The sequence below is a fragment of the Roseburia inulinivorans DSM 16841 genome, from assembly GCF_000174195.1.
Taxonomy (GTDB): Bacteria; Bacillota; Clostridia; order Lachnospirales; family Lachnospiraceae; genus Roseburia; species Roseburia inulinivorans.
The window spans coordinates 1-16,543 of the sequence record NZ_ACFY01000087.1; the positions used below are offsets into that span (position 1 = coordinate 1).

A 16,543-nucleotide genomic window follows, 5' to 3' on the forward strand; every position below is an offset into this window, starting at 1 on the left:
CTCAAACCTACTCACTATAAAACAACTGTTTTGGACTCTTTGGCTTCTCAGGATTTGTCATTTTAATCTTTCCAATTGCTACCAACGGCATAACATGTGTCTGAATAGCATAAGTAACAGAAGATAGTCCCAGATATTCACATATTTCTTTTCTTGTACGTGGTGTTCTACAGAATACCAAAAGATTGTTTGCTTCTTCTGGTTCTGGCTCCTCTTTACTGATATTTCCTGCCTTATAAAATGTCACTGTAAAACTGCCTCTCTCGTCTGCGAACTCCGGTTCTCTAAGATGAAACTTTTCCATTTCTCTGCGAATTGTCGGTATTCCGGAATATCTATTTTCTGTAATACGTAATGTTTCTAATGCTAACGCCAATACAGGATTTCTCGTATCCGGCTGCATTTTACCCAACTGGTCAACTTTTATTCTTCCGTATATACCTCCTGGATTTTTTATCTCCATTCTGTCTTCATACATGATAATTTGTATCGGCATACCCTCTGTATGTATGCTATAATCGCGATGCACCAATGCGTTAACAATTGCCTCCCTGACTGCAGTAATAGGATAATCTGTCCGATCCTCGCGCACTCCAGTTTCTGGATTAATAATTGTTTTATTCTTCATATTAGGTCAGTTTACAAGGAACTACACGCAGACCGTGAAACGGGCTGCTGACAACAAACGGCGCTATGCTCCCGGCTGGGTGCATAGCACCTGTTTGTTGCGGGGGTTTCCAAAGGGGGCAGCGCCCCATTTGGCACACGACTTTGCGGAGCAAAGTGTAGTGTGTTATACGCTCTGTCGGCGTTGCCCTGAAAATACCGTTGCCGCCGGGGAGGGCAAGGGCATTTGACGCGGCAGGAAAGCAGGGCTTTGTTTGGGGCTGGTAAGCCGGAAACAAAGGGCTGATTTCAGCAGCAGACAGGGCGTATTATGAAAGCCCCCGTCCCTCGTCCTCCGCCCCCGGCCTATGGGACAAAAAGTCCCAAAGCTCTGGACACCGTGACCAGATGTGTGGCCACACTCCGGGAAAAGTAGCAGGACGGCAGGAAACCGTCAAGGCTGAAATGAATGGGCTGACGCCCGGCCTTGACCGTTCCCCGCCGCCCCGCTGGATGGGTGGACAAGGTGGCCAATCCCTAAAAGTGTTTGGCCGCACTCGTTCATTTTGGGGCCTTTCTTCTCCCAAAATTGAAATGGGCGGGAAAGCCCTAAAATGGCTTTCCCGCCTTGATTACCCATTAGCAAAGACGGGCGAGACTGTCAACGGCGGCGCTGAAAGCGCCGTTCATCTTGACCGTTGACTGGCTCGCCTGGCTTTGCTACTGCCCGTAAGAGATGGAAAAACAAGATGGAAAACAAGGTTAAAAATGGTTGACAAGTCTATCGGATGTGTGTTATACTGTGCGACAGTTTGAGATTGGAAGGAGGCTTACGTGTGTTAATTTGTGTACGCTAATAAGCAATAAAAAGTAGAAGTACCTTTCCACATGATGGTGGGCTTTTTTGCGTGCGTATGCAAAGGAACACGTAGGTTTGACACGAGCAGTCTTTGAACTGTATCGTGGTGTTTTTCGTGCTTTGTTGTTATGCAGGCGTCTGCCCTCTCTGTGGGACAACGCCTGCTTTTTATTGCAGAAACAAAGGAACAATGCAATAAAAAAGGAGGTTCGCATTATGACCCAAAACAACAATTCATGGAGAAAAACTTATTTTACACTTCTTGCCGGACAAGCAATATCCTTTATTAGCAGCGGTATTTTGCAAATGGCCATTATCTTTTATTTGGTTGCGAAAACTAATTCTGCAATCATATTGACGGCGGCAACACTGATTGGATTTTTGCCGCAAGCCTGTTTAGGCCCGTTTGCAGGTGCTTTTGTTGACCGGCACAGCCGTAAAAGCGTAATGATTGGTGCGGATTTGATAATTGCCGCCGCTGGCGGTATTCTGGCGCTGGTGGCGTTTTACATGGAATTGCCCGTATGGTCTATTATGGTTGTCCTGTTAATCCGAAGTGCGGGAACTGCTTTTCATTCTCCAGCATTCAGCGCAGCAACACCTATGATTGTGCCAAAAGAGGAACTTACAAAATGCGCTGGTTACACGCAGACCATGCAAGCAGTAAGTGCGATTATCAGTCCAGCTGCCGCAGCGTTTTTATATGCTGTTTGGCCTCTTAATGCAATTATATTGTTAGATATTGTGGGTGCAATCCTTGCCTGTGTGACTGTTGCGATTTCGTCCATACCAACGCCTGAACTATGTCCAGAAACGAAAAGACAACAGTTTTTACAGGATATGAAAGAGGGGTATGTGGTATTAAAGCAAAACAGGGGCCTCTTTGCTCTGCTCTGGATTGGTGTAATTTATATGTTCTTTTATATGCCAATCAGTACGCTTTTTCCTCTCATCTGTATGTCATACTTCAAAGGAACACCGGCCCATGCCTCTGCCGCTGAAATTGCTTTTGCGGTTGGTATGCTGCTTGGCGGAGTCATTCTGAGCATTTGGGGCGGTTTTAAGAAACGGCGGTACACCATCGGTCTTTCCGTTCTCCTGATGGGCGTTAGCAATATGCTCTCCGGGCTTTTTGCCGCCAGACGCATTTCTTGTCTTTGTTGTGTGCTGTACTGTTATGGGAATTTCCGCTCCATTTTACGGTGTGCAAAATGCGATTTTTCAAGAAACGGTCAAACCAGAATATCTGGGGAGAGTTTTTTCTCTACTGACAAGCGCCGCTTCCCTCGCCATGCCGTTTGGCCTTGTCATTTCCGGGCCTCTGGCGGAGCGGCTGGGAGTTGAGAAATGGTTTGTCATTTGCGGAATTGGCATTATCATCGTTGCGCTTGCCGTATTTTTACTACCCGGTTTGAGAGAGATTGACAATACGCAATAATCAACTGCACCTTTTTCTATTACTAAACAAAATGCCTGGATGGTGGTTCTGAAAAACCAGAACCGCCGTTCAGGCATTTTTTATCTTCGTCCTCTCTGCGGTTTTGGATTCTTCAGCAAGTCGGATTTTTCCGCAATCTTTTTCAGCCACTTCCGTTCTTCTACTGACAGCTTCCTAAAATTCAGCTTGAGCCGTTTGCAGATAAACGCCAAGTACGCTTGTTCCGTGTCGCTGTCCTGGCTGACGATTTCACCAGCAGTTTCCAGCATTTCTTTTAGCGGGTTATCCTCTGGGACGCTGAAAAAATCGTCCTTGTGTGTTTCCCGCAGAGCAAGGGCAATCCCGTTTATGTCCCGTTGTATCACATAGCGGCAAAACTCGTCCTCATCAATATGGGCGGTGATAAGCTGTCTTAACTGCGTATCACTCATGCCAGGATTATGCTTTTTTATAACAGTTGCGCTCATCGTGTCCACTATGGCGTTTGCACCCTGCGCCTGTTTCAGTGCCGTTCCGTTCACATAGATTTCAAGGTCAGCCATCAGCCGGGGGAAATCCGGGTGCGCCGCCAGCTCACACAGCAGGGTATTGTCTATCCTCCCGCTTTTCAGCAGGTCAATCATTTCATCACTCAAACGCAGGTCTGCAAGATCGGCGTTTGGGTGATTTTTCATTTCAGACAGCCCCAGCAGATAATCAGCGGTCACACCGTAAAACTTCGCCAGCCGGATAAGGGCATAGTGGCTGATGTCCTTGAAGTCTTCCGTTTCGTAACTGCCCAGCGCAGACTTGGAAAGCCCGGTCTGCTCCGCAAGCTGCCCCAGCGTCAAGCCACGCTCCACACGTAGGTCTTTTAATCGCTCTTGTATGGATAAAGACATATTCACCCTCCTTGCTAGCTCAACGAAAGAGAAGCCGTTATGCTATGTACTATGCTCATAGCATAACGGCATAGGCATTTACAGTTTTATTTTACCATTTGCTACATCTTCACGAAATTTATCAACAAGCTTCGCTGTCAGCTTGGATTTACCGTAGTGTTCAAGTACAAAAGTACGATAACTTTTTCCATCTACAAGCACATCACTTTTTCTGGTCAACAACCAATTTCCGTTACCTCCTCCCTGTTCTCTAATATTCCAGTCTTTCCCATATCTTTTATAGATTTCATCTTTTTTACCTTGAACAGACATTGATTCGCTTGGAATATAAACAATTTGCATAATAGCTCCTCCTTTATTTTGTGCAAGAAGACCAGAAACCTGAATTTGTCTTTTATCTTTTTTTGATTATATCACAAATCCGAGAGCGTGGAAATAGGGAGTTTTTCAGGCTGATTTCCTACCTCTTGGATATACGGCACAGGCGGTCAAAAAGGTGTAGACTTGGGATAGTTCATCGATGGACAAGCACCTTGGAAACAGAACACGCCAAAGAAAACGGAGGGACGCATGAGCAAAAGACCCTATCAACACCTGCCGCCGCTGGAACACAGGCCGGACGGCTCCCCCTACCGCATAACCCCGCCCCAGAAGAGACGAGCCAGCGGCCTGATACGCCGGGAGTGCTGCAACTGCGAGGACGGAAACTGCCTTGCGCTGGACGATGGCGACACCTGCGCCTGTCCGCAGATGATTTCGTTCTCCGTCTGCTGCAAGTGGTTCCGCTGGGCGGTCTTGCCGCTGGACAGGACGCTGGAAGCGGAGATTTACCGGGACAGGGACTTGAAACGCTGTGCGGAGTGCGGCGGTGTGTTCGTCCCGAAGTCCAACCGGGGCAAATACTGCCCGGACTGCGCCGCCAGAGTTCACAGGCGGCAGAAAACAGAAAGTGAACGGAAAAGGAGGTCTGCTGTGGACAGTTAAGAGCGGGAAAAGCCTTGATTTGCAAGGCTCCGCAAGCCCTCAACCGGGGCGGCTGGTATCATTTATCATTCGCCCCGGAAAAACGGGCCTCTAACCGTCCACAAAACACGCTATGACAAACACGATTTATATTCACCAGCCGGAAAAGGCGTTCAGTTTCACCCGGCTCCCCAATTTCCTTTTTGAAGCACCCACATTCCAGCCCTTGAGCAACGAAGCGAAGGTGCTGTATGCCTTTGTCCTGCGCCGGGCGGAGTTGTCCCGGAAGAACGGCTGGGCGGACGAGTACGGGCGGGTCTACCTGTACTACCCCATCTGCGAGGTGGTCGCTTTGCTCCGCTGCGGGCGGCAGAAAGCGGTCAACACCCTGCGGGAGTTGCAGTATGCGGGGCTGGTGGAAATCCAGAAACAGGGCTGTGGAAAACCCAACCGCATTTACCCGAAATCCTATGAAGCGGTTCCAAACACCGACTTCAAGAAATCCGGTTATGGTACGCCGGAGGGCTGAAAACCGTACTTGGCGAGTACGAAAATCAATCCTCTTGAAGTACGGAAATCTGACGGTATATAGAAATACAGAGATTAAAACCATCTATTTACATTCATTCCATTCCAATCCTATCAGAGATATTTTCGGCGGGAAAACCCGCCGGAAAGGAATGGAATGGGGAAAGGAGTTCAATGGCACAACACGCAATTTTGCGATTTGAGAAGCACAAGGGCCACCCGGCGGGGCCGCTGGAAGCCCACCATGAACGGAAAAAGGAGCAGTACGCCAGCAACCCGGACATTGACACCAGCCGGAGCAAGTACAATTTCCACATCGTCAAGCCGGATGGCCGCTACTACCATTTCATTCAGAGCCGCATCGAGCAGGCCAGATGCCGCACCCGCAAGGACAGCACTCGGTTTGTGGACACGCTGATTACCGCCAGCCCGGAGTTTTTCAAGGGCAAGTCCCCAAAGGAGATAGCGGCCTACTTCCAGAGGGCGGCGGACTTCCTCATTGACCGGGTGGGCCGGGAGAACATCGTTTCGGCTATGGTACACATGGATGAAAAAACGCCCCATCTGCACTTGGTCTTTGTGCCGCTGACAAAGGACAACCGCCTGTGCGCCAAAGAAATTATCGGCAACCGGGCCAATCTGACGAAGTGGCAGGACGATTTTCACGCCTGTATGGTGGAGCAGTACCCCGACCTGGAGCGTGGGGAAAGCGCCAGCAAGACGGGCCGGAAGCATATCCCCACCCGGCTGTTCAAACAGGCGGTCAACCTCTCCAAACAGGCGAGGGCCATTGAAGCGGTTCTCTCCGGCATTACCCCGCTGAACGCCGGAAAGAAGAAAGAGGAAGCCCTCTCCATGCTGAAAAAGTGGTTTCCGCAGATGGAGAACTTCTCCGGGCAACTGAAAAAATACAAGGTCACAATCAATGACTTGTTAGCGGAAAATGAAAAGCTGGAAGTCAGGGCAAAGGCCAGCGAAAAAGGCAAGATGAATGACACGATGGAACGGGCGAAGTTAAAAAGCGAACTGGACGATATGCGGCGGCTGGTTGACCGTATCCCGCCGGAGATTTTAGCGGAACTGAAACGGCAACAGCGGCAGCATGGAAAGGAAAGGTGATCTTATAAGTAATATCAGATACAAAAAGGAAATCGAAATCGTGACTTTTCAGGGAAAGGAAATCACACTGGAAAATCTCTCCCCGGTGTTCACGCCGGAACAGGAAGCAGCCAAACGCCGGGAACTGGAACAGCAGCTTTATGAGGTGTTCCGCAAGTACGCCGACAAGCGGGAGAGTGAGGAAGCCGGGACATAAGGTTTTCCAAACCCATCATTGATTTGCGGGGCTGCTGGCGGTATAATAGAACTGTCAGCAGCTCCGTTTCTTTTTTAAGAAAAGGAGCGACAATATGAACAATCGGATAGACGCAATCTATGCAAGACAATCGGTAGACAAAAAGGACAGCATTTCCATTGAAAGCCAGATTGAATTTTGCAAATACGAGTTGAAAGGCGGTAACTGCAAGGAATACACAGACAAAGGGTACAGCGGCAAGAACACAGACCGTCCGAAGTTTCAAGAACTGGTGCGGGACATCAAGCGGGGCTTGATTGCAAAGGTCGTGGTTTACAAGCTCGACCGTATCAGCCGTTCCATTCTGGACTTTGCCAACATGATGGAGCTGTTCCAGCAGTACAATGTGGAGTTTGTGTCCTCTACGGAAAAGTTTGATACCTCCACGCCGATGGGACGGGCCATGCTGAATATCTGTATCGTGTTCGCCCAGCTTGAACGGGAAACGATACAGAAGCGGGTAACGGACGCTTACTACTCCCGCAGTCAGCGGGGCTTTAAGATGGGCGGGAAAGCCCCTTACGGCTTCCATACGGAGCCTATCAAGATGGACGGTATCAACACAAAGAAGCTGGTGGTAAACCCGGAGGAAGCGGCCAATATCCGGCTGATGTTTGAGATGTACGCCCAGCCCACAACTTCCTACGGGGACATTACCCGGTACTTTGCCGAACAGGGGATTTTGTTCCATGGCAAAGAGCTGATACGCCCCACGCTGGCGCAGATGTTACGCAATCCTGTCTATGTGCAGGCAGACCTTGATGTGTACGAATTTTTCAAAAGTCAAGGTACAGTCATTGTCAATGACGTTGCCGATTTTACGGGCATGAACGGCTGCTATCTGTATCAAGGGCGAGATGTAAAGGCCAGCAAGAAAAACGACTTAAAAGACCAAATGCTGGTACTGGCTCCCCATGAGGGTATCGTCCCCTCCGACACCTGGCTGACCTGCCGCAAGAAGCTGATGAACAACATGAAAATCCAGTCTGCCCGGAAAGCCACCCACACATGGCTGGCAGGAAAAATCAAGTGCGGGAATTGCGGGTATGCTCTTATGAGTATCTACAATCCCTCCGGCAAACAGTATCTCCGCTGCACGAAACGGCTGGACAATAAAAGCTGTCCTGGCTGTGGGAAAATCATCACTTCGGAACTGGAAGCGGTTGTTTATCAGCAGATGGTAAAGAAGCTGGCAAGCTACAAGACGCTGACAGGAAAAAGAAAGCGGCAAAGGCAAACCCGAAAATCACCGCCCTGCAAGTGGAACTTGCCCATGTAGACAGCGAGATTGAAAAGCTGGTGGACAGTCTGACGGGGGCAAACAATGTCCTGTTCTCCTATGTGAATGTGAAGATAGCGGAACTGGACGGGCGCAAGCAGGAACTTCTGGCAAGGATAGCGGAGTTGACTGTGGAGGCCATCAGCCCGGAACAGGTCAGCCAGATTTCCGGCTACCTCGATACCTGGGAGAATGTATCTTTTGATGACAAGCGGCGTGTGGTGGATTTGATGATCACCACCATAGCCGCCACAAGCGACAGCTTGAACATCACATGGAAAATCTGACTGGCGGCACCCCTCCCGTCAGATACCTACCCTGTGTAGTCCCTTGTAAACTGTACTTTCCTTTTTACAAAACTAATTGCCTCATCAAGCATCTCTGAAATATTGCCTTCAATTCGTTGATTGTCTAAAAATCTCTCTCCTGAATCGCCAATGCATCCAATCTCTGTTCCTGGTACAGCAATTGCAGTAATGCACAGCTGTGGAAAATACGCTTGCGGATATGGACTAAAAATCATCGTTGCACTCAATGTTATCTCATTATTTCTAGTCACACTCATCAACTCATAAATACTTTCGTCATCCATGTTCGATAAATTGGGTTTTCCGCTTTTAAGTAAGTCAATATATAATGCTAACTTTTCTTTATTTAGCGACGATAATGTTGCCCTTTGCACTCCGCGAATATCATCTTGGTACTTCTTTCTGTACGCTTCGTAACTATAAACCTCATATTCTGTCATTGGTTCATCACTATCGCCCACACGCGTATAAGAGCCTTTCAAACGTCCTTTTCCTTTATAAAACACTGGTCTATCCGTCAAATCAACGCCCGGGATTTCAGCTGAAACAAAAGCCTTTCCATCTTTTTGTGCAACAGTCAATAACGGCCTGACAATCGGCTCCATTTGCAGGCATTGTTCATTTATCTTTTTTTGTATGTCCTGTGGGTCATAAACTCCTACTTCTTTATAATCCTGCTTTTCATCAATTCCGAAAATAATGATTCCGCCCTCATCCTGATTTGAAAAACTGGACAAAGAATCATACAAATGCTGTGGGCATCCTTTTTCTGCACTTTTTAATTCAAGAATATTTGATTCCGATTTCATTCTTTGAATCATTTCAAGTTTTCCGATTAATTCTTCCTCTGTCATTTAACTTCCTCCATTTCTTTCTATTCTATCATCCTCTTTACTTATATGCAACGATCTCAAATAATATTCTTAATCTACAAAAACGAACTCAAATTATATTCTTAAAATTTAAGTTCCTTTTATTTTTAAAATATTATCTTAAAACAAAGTCAAATTTGGACATCATTTTTTCAGTTGTCATTTCATTTCATCTATTATATTTTACCTTTTCTATTATCTTTTTCAAATATATAGTTTTCCTGTATTTACTTCTATCATTAGCTTGTACACACTAAAAACGTGCATTGTAAAACACAAAAAAAGACCGCCCGGAAATCCATACGCCTCCCGAATGATCTTTTTTCTACCTTTCTCTCAATGCTGACACTTCCTGTGTGGTGCATAATCATGAAATGATTGTTTGTTTCAAATTAATACGTACAACGCATACGTTTTTTACCCATGCATATGTAAATACTTTTCTTTCGTCGCCAGCCCTCCGCGGATATGACGCTCGGATTTATTGACATCCAATACTTTTCTTGTCTCAGCTGCCAGAGATGCATTGATTTTTTCCAGACGTTCTGTAACATCCTTATGTACCGTTGATTTCGATATCCCAAAATACTTTGCTGCCTGTCTTACCGTCGTGTTGTTGTCGATAATATATCTTGCTATCTCAATTGCTCTTTCCTCAATATAACCTTTCAAAAAAATTCCCCTGCAATACTTGTTTTTACATTGTATGCAGGGGAATCCTTTTTATTATTCAATTTTTAAATTAACGCGGTTCCTTTCCCTTTAGCATACGCTTATTTTCATACATATGCGTATCTGCCCTCTTTCTTGTATCCACAAAACTCTGATCCACATTGTCATCATAGAACGCATAGCCGCAGGCGATCTCCACTTCCACTGAATGATCTGTTCCTTTGTATTGCTTCTGAAGCTCTTTCAGTCTGTCCATTGCTCCTTCTATGCTATTTTCCTTGGCATCCGGCATGATCACACAGAATTCATCTCCACCAATACGATATACTGTATTCTCCTGTGAAAATGCATTTGTGATCATCTCCGATGCCTTTTTCAGGTAGGTATCGCCTGCCTCATGGCCATACCGGTCATTACACTTTTTCAGGTTATTCAGATCTAACATGACAATGGCGGTCTTGTCCGGATGCTGATTGTCTCTCTCCCATTCATCATAGGCATTCCTGCTGTAAAGTCCGGTCAAAATATCCTTCAATGCAAGTTCTTTATAGATGGCAGCTTTCTGTCCTTCATGAAGTTTTTCCATGGAATCTGATGCTGCAAGCCATGCCAGCAGACAGATATAAACAAGGAATCCTGTTCTTCCCAGAATATCCACAACAGTTGAAATAACATAAAAAAATATAATATCTGCAGCAAATGCAGCAAAAAGAATGATAATTCCCACAATATTCGTCTTTGCGATTCTATCCATGCCGTGCTTCTTCACGTAATGAACCAATGCATATCCCAGATATAGGATATCCATAGCCATTAATATATGGGTAAATGTTACAGAATTCCGAAATTCAAGTACTCCTGTCATATGGAGCAGAACGCATGCCGCCATATTCAAAACACTTAAAAATGTGATTGATCCGGCAGCCCATTTATCTTCCGGCATTAAAAAACCCTGCACAAACATCGCAAAAGGTGCTGGCATAAGCATGATCAAAATATACCCAAGAATAGAACCTGCCACTGTATTTTTGACCAGAAGCGCCATCATCACCGTCTCATTCAAAGACCATGCGCCCATCAGCACAGCAAATAATCCAAAATACAAAACATAGTTTTCAATGCGTATCCCTTTATTGCCAATGATAAAATACATGATCAGAAATATACCGATTGCCAGTTCCAACAGACACACACACGCACCTATTGCAGAATTGCGTATGAGATACAGCACCTCATCGACTGCCTCGCCGATATAAAAAGACAGGGTCTCGCCGCCCACTCTCTCGTACGCAGCATGTGTCCTCACAATGACCTGCCCACAATCCGGATCAATCTCCAGAAAATTCCAGACAGACCCGGGTGTTGTGCCAAAAATACCTGAAACCGGCTTCAGATTATAAATCAGCTCGCCATCTTCATACACTTCAATACCAAGATGGATTGAATAAAAAGCAAGACATATATTTTTCCCCGTAAACTGCTCTCCTGAGAAAATGTATTCTTTTGTCATTTCATCTACCTGTGTAATGCTCTGGGGCGTGATCTGCTGATGTCCTGCGATCTCCCCCTTCCGGAAATGTGTTTCATTTGTTGCAAACAGAAAACTGCCGACAACAAACAGCACGCCCAGAAGTGATACGATATAGTAGGAACCTGATAATATTTTTTTCATTTACACCTCCGTATTGGCAGCCCTGCAAAACTGTTTCATTGTATTTTCTACTTTTCTTTCTTTCCAAACAGGGATGACCAGAAACTCTTCCGCTGTTCCTTCTGCCGCTGTTCTTCCAAAGCCTCTAATTCTTCTTCTGACTGATAACCTGGCAAAATATCATCTGCAAAACTTCTTCCCTGCAGATTCTCCATATGATCGATGCGCAGGCACATTTCTTTTGTTGCCTCCATCATGTACACCATCATTTTTTTGACATTCAGATAAAGTTTATCCGCATTATGCCTGATCTGATCCGGATTTTCCTCCATAAAAACACATTCATCGCCCCACACGCGAAGCCACTCCAGACGATCTCTCTGCTCTTTGCGCACAACACTTAAAAAACGGCTGACCATGGCATTATGATCATCATCTCCTGTATAACAGAGATAATCTTCCAGCGTAGCACTCTCCGGAAAATGGATCTCATAATAGCCATTATAAATACGGCAGATCTTTTCCGTTGCCCTGCGCAGCATCATGCCACATCTCTGTGGTTTTGTCCAATATAATTCCTCTGCTTTTTCCAAATTTTGATACAATGAATCATATAGCTGTCTCAAGTCATCTGTAGAAGGCTCTGCCTCTTTTATGTAATCAAAGTTCACATCCGTATCCTGCCTCTCATTTATCTATTCTGGCTTCCCTGTGTTTCAACCATTCCATTTTATCAAGCTAACATCGGTGTAAAGTCTTCGGTATCTCCGCAGAAAAATCCGCCGGTTTTATCCATGATCCTGCGCATGACCTTTTTTGCCTCCTCATAAGTTTCCGGCTTAAAGGTCACTAGGAAAACCGTTTTCACCTGATGTTCTGCTGCAAAAGAAGCCGTAACCTCGTCTTTTGGATGGATCTGTGCTGTCTCGATATCTACAGAAGCTCCATCTGACATTCCAATCTCAAGAACTCCGGCATCTTCCCAGATTTCCAATTCATAGCCATCCTGTTCCCCAAATGCTTCATATATCTGTCTTACACCGATTTCCTGTGGTGTCATATAAAGCCAGTCTCCCGGAACTTTTATTACCTCAGATGCTTTCTTTGCTTTTCCGACGGATTTCTTTTTTGACTGTTCTGTTCCCTTTTTTTCTGATAGTTTCATGCTCTCTCTCCTGAATGATATTCTTACGCCAGAATTCTCTCTCGTAATTTTACATACGATATGCTACACTGATTATAGCCGAAATTTGAAAGGTATTCTATAGATTTATGAAAATTTTGATATTATCCTGTGATACGGGTGAAGGACACAACAGTGCCGGAAGAGCTGTAAAGGAGGCCGCCGAATCAAAAGGGCATACAGTAGAAATGATGGATATGTTTCTTTTATCCGGGAAACGCACCTCCCATGCCGTTGCCGGAGCGTATGTTGGCATAGTAAAACATATTCCATTCTTTTTTGGATTTATTTATAAAGCAGGAATGCTGATCTCAAGTTCCAGACGGAAATCTCCCGTCTATTTTGCCAACGCCTTATTGGGAAAAAAATTAGCCTCCTATATTGACGGACATGATTTTGACATTGTTCTCACTCCGCACCTTTATCCTGCGGAGACAATGACTTACATGAAAAAGAAAAAACTTTTGCATATGCCGGCAGTTGCGGTTGGAACAGACTACACCTGTATTCCATTCTGGGAGGAGACAAATCTCGATTATTATGTGATTCCACACGAGGATCTGATCCCGGAGTATGTAAAACGCGGCGTTCCGGAAGAGAAACTGCTTCCCTATGGCATTCCGGTGCGGCAGGATTTCTGCAGAAATCTGTCTAAGGAAGCTGCAAGAAAAAAACTGCACCTCCCGATGGATGTTCCGATGTTTCTCGTCATGAGCGGAAGTATGGGATTTGGAAAACTGGCTGTTTTTGCGGCTGAGTTAGCACTCCGTTGCCGGAACGGAGAACACATTGTGATCATCTGTGGAAATAATGCAAAGATCGAACGCATTTTGCGGAAAGAATTTCATTTTAACAAACGGGTCCATATTATCGGATATACCAATCATGTATCCCTTTTTATGGATGCCTGCGATGTCATTTACACAAAGCCGGGCGGACTTACCTCGACAGAATCTCTGGTAAAAAATATTCCGATTGTCCACACGGCTCCGATTCCTGGATGTGAAACTGCAAACCTGCAGTTTTTTGGTGCAAGACATCTCTCTGTCTCATCGAAGCATCTTGCAAAGCAGGTACAGCTTGGCAAAGCACTGATTGAAAATGATTCGCTGCGTGAACAGATGTCAGAGGCACAGTGCAGAGAACGTAAGCCTGAAGCCGCCATGCAGATTGTCAGTCTGTTAGAACGGCTTGTTTCTCATGAATAGAAAGGGGTTTTTATGTTATATCTCTTTTTTACGCTTCTTGGATTCGTCCTTGGAAGCACATTGTTTGCTTATTGGGTGCCAAAAATCATCCGGCACGTTGATATCCGGGAACTTCCGGCAGACCACAATCCGGGCGTTGCCAATGCCTTTATGTATGGCGGATTTTTCTGCGGAATGCTCTCCCTGATTTTAGAGCTTGCAAAGGGATTTGTGCCGGTATTTTTTGGACAGCACTTTTTAGATGTGCATTCGCTGCTTTTTATCCCGGTGCTCATCGCGCCGGTGTTCGGACACGCATTTCCATTTTTTCAAAAAGAAAAAGGCGGTAAAGCAATTACCGCCTCCTTTGGAGTTCTGCTTGGTCTGTTTCCGGAGATGCGTCCGGCAGTGTACCTTGCATTTTTCTTTATTTTCTTTTCCCTGATCGTTGTGGTCAGCCCACATTCTTTCCGGTCCGTCGTGACTTTCGGACTGTTTGCATTCTGTGTGCTGTTTACCGTAAAAGTTCCATCGATTCAGATTGGAAGCTTTCTGATCACGGCAATCGTGATCTACCGGCATTTTATCAAATACCTCGGCGAGCCGCTCCACATACGGCTTTTCAAACATACAGCATAGCCTCACGGCTATGCTGTTTTTTCTTCTCCACACTATTCAGCTTACCAGCACAGGACTTCATGTCCGTCCTCCGTCACAAGTACCATAATCTCCCACTGTGCGGATGGAAGTCCATCATCTGTATACACTTCCCAGTCATTATCGGAATCAACATAGATATCCGGCTGTCCCATGTTCACCATCGGCTCAATTGTAAAAATCATGCCAGGAACCATCAGCATTTCCTGTCCACGTCTGGAATTATATCCTACCCACGGCTCCTCATGGAACTCAAGGCCTACACCATGTCCGCCAATTTCACGGACAACTGTGTATCCATTGGAAAATGCATGGTCATGGACCGCCTGCCCCATGTCACCTAAAAATCCCCATGGTTTTACTTCTTTTAATCCAAGTTCGACACACTCTTTGGTCACCTGAACAAGTTTCTTCTTCTCAGGGCTGACCTCACCAATACAGAACATTCTCGAAGAATCAGAAAAATATCCGTTTAAAATGGTAGAGCAGTCAACATTGATAATATCCCCTGCCTTTAGGATCACATCCTTGGAAGGAAAACCGTGGCATACCTGATCATTCACAGAGGTACACACAGAAAATGGATATCCTTCATAGTTGAGTGGCGCCGGGATTCCACCCATGCTTGTTGTCATATCGTAAACGATTTTGTCGATCTCTGCCGTATTCATACCCTCATGGATATTTTTCTCAATGTAATCAAGCACTGCAATGTTAATTTTACAGCTCTCTTTAATGCCTGCGATCTGCTCTGCATTTTTAATAATGTTACGCTGCGGCACGATATGTCCCTGTGACGCATATCTTGCGATCTTCTCATCAAATGCTTCATGGCATGCCTTGTACTTTCTGCCACTTCCACACCAGCATGGATCATTTCTTCCAATTTTTACTGACATAATTTTTCTCTTTTCTACTTTCTAATTATCAAGCGTGACAGAGCCAAAATCCACTCTGTCCCATACTTTTTCGTTCACACTGTATTCGTGTTCCGACAAAAGTGCCTCATAGGCTTCCCCATTAAAATTATACGCCTCGTACTCTTTTTGGTTCATCTCTGCATAAATACTCTGATATTTGTCAGCCAATGCTATTTTCTCCATTTCAGAATCCAGTTCTTCTTCTGAAATCCCCAATTGTTCTTTCTGCCAGTCCTCTAAATCAGACCAGAAATCACTCTCATCATTTTCAAGATATTTCTGCTCCGTTGCATCCAGCGTCAGACCTTCTGCCACAGCCATCTGATAAAAAATCTCATCATGAACAGCCATATCCAACGCCGCCTGTTTTGCAGTAAGCTTCACAAACTGCCCGTCTGTATAAACATTCCAGTACTGTCTTGGGTTGTCCGGATTATAGAGTATTGCCTGTTCCTGAACTGTTTTTTCCTCATAAGCTACATAAAATGCGATATCTTTCAAAGTCAATGATACATCATCCACGGTAACCGCAATCTTATCTAATGCCTCATTGTAAACCAGATATTCCTTCTTCTCTTTCGACTGGAAAGAAAACGCTATAACAACGATCAAAATGAGTACAAGAATGATCGTAAAACGTATTCGCTTCTCCATATTATCGCCGCGCCCTTCTGTATGGTGCTTACTGACAAAGTTTTGCAACTACCTGATTGATCACGCTTCCTTCTGCCTTGCCTTTTAATTCAGGCATCACATTTTTCATGATCATTCCCTTGTTCCTGCCCGCAACGATATCTGCAAATTTCTCAGTAATAAATGCTTCCACTTCCTCTGCGGACATCATTTTTGGTGCATATTCCTGATAAATATCGTATCTTGCCTGATATTCTTCCTTCAAATCTGTTCTCTCTGCCGGGCATGTATCAATCTGCTCTTTTACAGATTTGATTTCCTTTAAAATGACACGGTCGACGATCTCCTCGCTGATGTTGTCTCTGCATCCCTCATCAATGGCCACTTTCTTCGCTGCAGATACCAGTGCGGAAATCGCATCTTTACGAACTTTATCTCTTGCCTTCATGGCTGCTATCATATCTTTTTGTAACTGTTCAAACTGCATAATATTTCTCCTTCTTTCATTGTCAGTTTCCGATAGCTGCGAATCCCCTGTTCGTTTATTAGAAG

General features: G+C 45.3%; 17 protein-coding genes and 2 pseudogenes. 8 read left to right on the top strand and 11 right to left on the bottom strand.

The genetic code is table 11. The features are described from left to right. Positions 1-7: 7 nt before the first annotated feature. Positions 8-628, bottom strand: coding sequence for an ATP-binding protein (locus ROSEINA2194_RS09225; RefSeq protein WP_007886028.1), 621 nt, complete (start codon positions 626-628; stop codon positions 8-10). Between the two features lie 1,053 nt (positions 629-1,681). Here ROSEINA2194_RS09225 and ROSEINA2194_RS09235 point away from each other — a divergent pair. Then, positions 1,682-2,903: pseudogene (locus tag ROSEINA2194_RS09235) on the top strand (MFS transporter). Positions 2,904-2,983: 80 nt separating this feature from the next. On the opposite strand, the gene ROSEINA2194_RS09240 reads toward ROSEINA2194_RS09235, so the two are convergent. Together ROSEINA2194_RS09240 and ROSEINA2194_RS09245 are read right to left on the bottom strand one after the other, a co-directional pair. After that, the gene (locus tag ROSEINA2194_RS09240; protein WP_002575858.1) at positions 2,984-3,784 is read right to left on the bottom strand and encodes a helix-turn-helix domain-containing protein; all 801 of its coding nucleotides are present in this window, start codon (positions 3,782-3,784) and stop codon (positions 2,984-2,986) included. A gap of 78 nt (positions 3,785-3,862) precedes the next feature. Next, on the bottom strand, positions 3,863-4,126 hold the full coding sequence (locus tag ROSEINA2194_RS09245; protein ID WP_002575859.1) for a hypothetical protein: 264 nt from the start codon (positions 4,124-4,126) through the stop codon (positions 3,863-3,865). A 228-nt stretch (positions 4,127-4,354) separates the two neighbouring features. On the opposite strand from ROSEINA2194_RS09245, the gene ROSEINA2194_RS09250 reads away from it, so the two are divergent. The 5 genes and pseudogenes from ROSEINA2194_RS09250 to ROSEINA2194_RS09270 all read left to right on the top strand — a co-directional run bounded on the left by ROSEINA2194_RS09250 (position 4,355) and on the right by ROSEINA2194_RS09270 (position 8,195). After that, positions 4,355-4,768 carry a cysteine-rich VLP domain-containing protein gene (locus tag ROSEINA2194_RS09250; protein ID WP_002575860.1) on the top strand — a complete coding sequence of 138 codons (414 nt, stop codon included), beginning with the start codon at positions 4,355-4,357 and terminating at the stop codon, positions 4,766-4,768. A gap of 112 nt (positions 4,769-4,880) precedes the next feature. Continuing rightward, positions 4,881-5,276, top strand: coding sequence for a replication initiator protein A (locus ROSEINA2194_RS09255; RefSeq protein WP_002575861.1), 396 nt, complete (start codon positions 4,881-4,883; stop codon positions 5,274-5,276). A gap of 173 nt (positions 5,277-5,449) precedes the next feature. Further along, positions 5,450-6,394, top strand: coding sequence for a MobV family relaxase (mobV, locus tag ROSEINA2194_RS09260; protein WP_002575862.1), 945 nt, complete (start codon positions 5,450-5,452; stop codon positions 6,392-6,394). A 40-nt stretch (positions 6,395-6,434) separates the two neighbouring features. Then, positions 6,435-6,590: a hypothetical protein gene (locus tag ROSEINA2194_RS09265; RefSeq protein ID WP_002575863.1), complete on the top strand. Its 156-nt coding sequence runs from the start codon at positions 6,435-6,437 to the stop codon at positions 6,588-6,590. A 94-nt stretch (positions 6,591-6,684) separates the two neighbouring features. Beyond that, positions 6,685-8,195, top strand: a pseudogene (locus ROSEINA2194_RS09270) (recombinase family protein). 26 nt (positions 8,196-8,221) lie between these two features. On the opposite strand, the gene ROSEINA2194_RS09280 reads toward ROSEINA2194_RS09270, so the two are convergent. From ROSEINA2194_RS09280 to ROSEINA2194_RS09300, 5 genes are all read right to left on the bottom strand, one after another. Next, a complete protein-coding gene (locus tag ROSEINA2194_RS09280; RefSeq protein WP_007886039.1) occupies positions 8,222-9,070 on the bottom strand; it encodes an AlbA family DNA-binding domain-containing protein in 849 nt (282 codons plus the stop codon). 435 nt (positions 9,071-9,505) lie between these two features. Next, positions 9,506-9,760 (bottom strand): sporulation transcriptional regulator SpoIIID, encoded by a 255-nt coding sequence (gene spoIIID / locus ROSEINA2194_RS09285; protein WP_007886040.1) that lies wholly within the window; start codon positions 9,758-9,760, stop codon positions 9,506-9,508. 70 nt (positions 9,761-9,830) lie between these two features. Continuing rightward, positions 9,831-11,432 (bottom strand): GGDEF domain-containing protein, encoded by a 1,602-nt coding sequence (locus tag ROSEINA2194_RS09290; protein WP_007886041.1) that lies wholly within the window; start codon positions 11,430-11,432, stop codon positions 9,831-9,833. A gap of 47 nt (positions 11,433-11,479) precedes the next feature. Further along, positions 11,480-12,082 carry a hypothetical protein gene (locus ROSEINA2194_RS09295; RefSeq protein ID WP_007886042.1) on the bottom strand — a complete coding sequence of 201 codons (603 nt, stop codon included), beginning with the start codon at positions 12,080-12,082 and terminating at the stop codon, positions 11,480-11,482. A 62-nt stretch (positions 12,083-12,144) separates the two neighbouring features. Continuing rightward, on the bottom strand, positions 12,145-12,576 hold the full coding sequence (locus tag ROSEINA2194_RS09300) for a hypothetical protein (RefSeq protein WP_007886043.1): 432 nt from the start codon (positions 12,574-12,576) through the stop codon (positions 12,145-12,147). Between the two features lie 107 nt (positions 12,577-12,683). On the opposite strand from ROSEINA2194_RS09300, the gene ROSEINA2194_RS09305 reads away from it, so the two are divergent. Beyond that, positions 12,684-13,802: an MGDG synthase family glycosyltransferase gene (locus ROSEINA2194_RS09305; protein ID WP_007886044.1), complete on the top strand. Its 1,119-nt coding sequence runs from the start codon at positions 12,684-12,686 to the stop codon at positions 13,800-13,802. 12 nt (positions 13,803-13,814) lie between these two features. Further along, positions 13,815-14,420 (top strand): glycerol-3-phosphate acyltransferase, encoded by a 606-nt coding sequence (locus ROSEINA2194_RS09310; protein ID WP_007886045.1) that lies wholly within the window; start codon positions 13,815-13,817, stop codon positions 14,418-14,420. Between the two features lie 41 nt (positions 14,421-14,461). Here the strand turns inward: ROSEINA2194_RS09310 and ROSEINA2194_RS09315 are convergent, their stop codons facing one another. From ROSEINA2194_RS09315 to ROSEINA2194_RS09325, 3 genes are read right to left on the bottom strand one after another with little or no spacing between them, the layout of a single operon-like run. Beyond that, a complete protein-coding gene (locus tag ROSEINA2194_RS09315; protein ID WP_007886046.1) occupies positions 14,462-15,337 on the bottom strand; it encodes a methionyl aminopeptidase in 876 nt (291 codons plus the stop codon). Between the two features lie 21 nt (positions 15,338-15,358). Continuing rightward, entirely contained in the window at positions 15,359-16,012 is a 654-nt protein-coding gene (locus ROSEINA2194_RS09320; RefSeq protein WP_007886049.1) for a hypothetical protein, read from the bottom strand. 28 nt (positions 16,013-16,040) lie between these two features. After that, entirely contained in the window at positions 16,041-16,478 is a 438-nt protein-coding gene (locus ROSEINA2194_RS09325) for a GatB/YqeY domain-containing protein (RefSeq protein ID WP_007886050.1), read from the bottom strand. Between the last annotated feature and the right edge of the window lie 65 nt (positions 16,479-16,543).

Coding starts and splice junctions, on each gene's coding strand:
- ROSEINA2194_RS09225 (WP_007886028.1), bottom strand. CDS start 628: ATGAAGAATAAAACAATTATTAATCCAGAAACTGGAGTGCGCGAGGAT.
- ROSEINA2194_RS09240 (WP_002575858.1), bottom strand. CDS start 3,784: ATGTCTTTATCCATACAAGAGCGATTAAAAGACCTACGTGTGGAGCGT.
- ROSEINA2194_RS09245 (WP_002575859.1), bottom strand. CDS start 4,126: ATGCAAATTGTTTATATTCCAAGCGAATCAATGTCTGTTCAAGGTAAA.
- ROSEINA2194_RS09250 (WP_002575860.1), top strand. CDS start 4,355: ATGAGCAAAAGACCCTATCAACACCTGCCGCCGCTGGAACACAGGCCG.
- ROSEINA2194_RS09255 (WP_002575861.1), top strand. CDS start 4,881: ATGACAAACACGATTTATATTCACCAGCCGGAAAAGGCGTTCAGTTTC.
- mobV (WP_002575862.1), top strand. CDS start 5,450: ATGGCACAACACGCAATTTTGCGATTTGAGAAGCACAAGGGCCACCCG.
- ROSEINA2194_RS09280 (WP_007886039.1), bottom strand. CDS start 9,070: ATGACAGAGGAAGAATTAATCGGAAAACTTGAAATGATTCAAAGAATG.
- ROSEINA2194_RS09290 (WP_007886041.1), bottom strand. CDS start 11,432: ATGAAAAAAATATTATCAGGTTCCTACTATATCGTATCACTTCTGGGC.
- ROSEINA2194_RS09300 (WP_007886043.1), bottom strand. CDS start 12,576: ATGAAACTATCAGAAAAAAAGGGAACAGAACAGTCAAAAAAGAAATCC.
- ROSEINA2194_RS09305 (WP_007886044.1), top strand. CDS start 12,684: ATGAAAATTTTGATATTATCCTGTGATACGGGTGAAGGACACAACAGT.
- ROSEINA2194_RS09310 (WP_007886045.1), top strand. CDS start 13,815: ATGTTATATCTCTTTTTTACGCTTCTTGGATTCGTCCTTGGAAGCACA.
- ROSEINA2194_RS09315 (WP_007886046.1), bottom strand. CDS start 15,337: ATGTCAGTAAAAATTGGAAGAAATGATCCATGCTGGTGTGGAAGTGGC.
- ROSEINA2194_RS09320 (WP_007886049.1), bottom strand. CDS start 16,012: ATGGAGAAGCGAATACGTTTTACGATCATTCTTGTACTCATTTTGATC.
- ROSEINA2194_RS09325 (WP_007886050.1), bottom strand. CDS start 16,478: ATGCAGTTTGAACAGTTACAAAAAGATATGATAGCAGCCATGAAGGCA.